General features: G+C 42.1%; 1 pseudogene. It reads right to left on the bottom strand.

Going from position 1 to position 1028, the window contains the following annotated elements:
• A pseudogene (locus VXQ92_RS21225) lies at positions 1-1028 on the bottom strand (N-6 DNA methylase); the annotation flags it as partial.

Here is a 1028-nt window from a genome sequence, read left to right as displayed (position 1 = left end):
GGATCAATCTTTTTAGGTGGTGCATATTCCTGAACATGTAAACGGTCGCCGTATAAGTCTACAGCAAGGTTAAAGTCAGGGAGGTCTGCATCGTATAAACGTAAGCAATAGATATTTTCTTTGGTTGCCCACTTTTTCAAGGCAGTCATGTTCTTTTGCAAACGGTTAGCAAAGTCTTGAGCTTCTTCCATTTCAACAGGTTGAGCTTGCCAGTTTGCCAAGAATGGTTGAGTGACTTTTTCAGGTTTAACTGTACCGATAAATCGGTAATTTACCATTCATTAAGCGTAATGTTTCTGGTGCTTCAAATGCTAAAACATCCGCTTGTTCAATTTGTGCGGCAATAATTGCTGCATATTGATTTGGGAAGTTCTTTTGTAAGAGGGCAGATAAGCCTAAGTAAAGAGAACGGTTAGAAGCTTTGTCACCTAAGCGCTCACCATACGGGGGGTTGGTAACGATAAAAGCAGTTTTATTTTCAGCACCGAAATCTGGCCAGTCTGCTAAAGTACGCTCTTCAATTTGAATATCGCCTAGTAGCTTTTCAAAACCTGCTGCAATAATGTTTTCGCGTGTTGCTTTTACAGCTTCCCAGTCAGCATCGTATGCATAAAACTTAGGTAACGGTTGTTCAAGTGCTTTTTCATGACGCTCTGCTGCTTCCGCTTTGAGTGAAAGCCAAAGTTCACGGTCATGACCATGCCAGCCATTAAAACCAAAACGACGTACAAGACCCGGCGCACGATCAGTTAAAATCATTAACGCTTCAATAATAAATGTGCCTGAACCACACATTGGGTCAAGTACAATTTCCGGGTTACGCTCCTGAAGCTTGGCTTTTTGTAAAATTGCTGCTGCGAGGTTTTCTTTAATTGGCGCATCTGTCATGAAACGACGGTAGCCGCGTTTATGTAATGAATCACCAGATAAATCTAGGCAATATGTATGCTCGGTTTTGCCCGCAAGCACATATAATGTAATTTCCGGTTGTTTGGTATCAATACTTGGGCGGCGACCTACAGCTTCCA

The sequence above is a fragment of the Acinetobacter sp. 228 genome, from assembly GCF_048147885.1.
The sequence above is the reverse complement of the archived record's forward strand: the minus strand, read 5'-3'. Positions and strand labels throughout refer to the sequence as shown.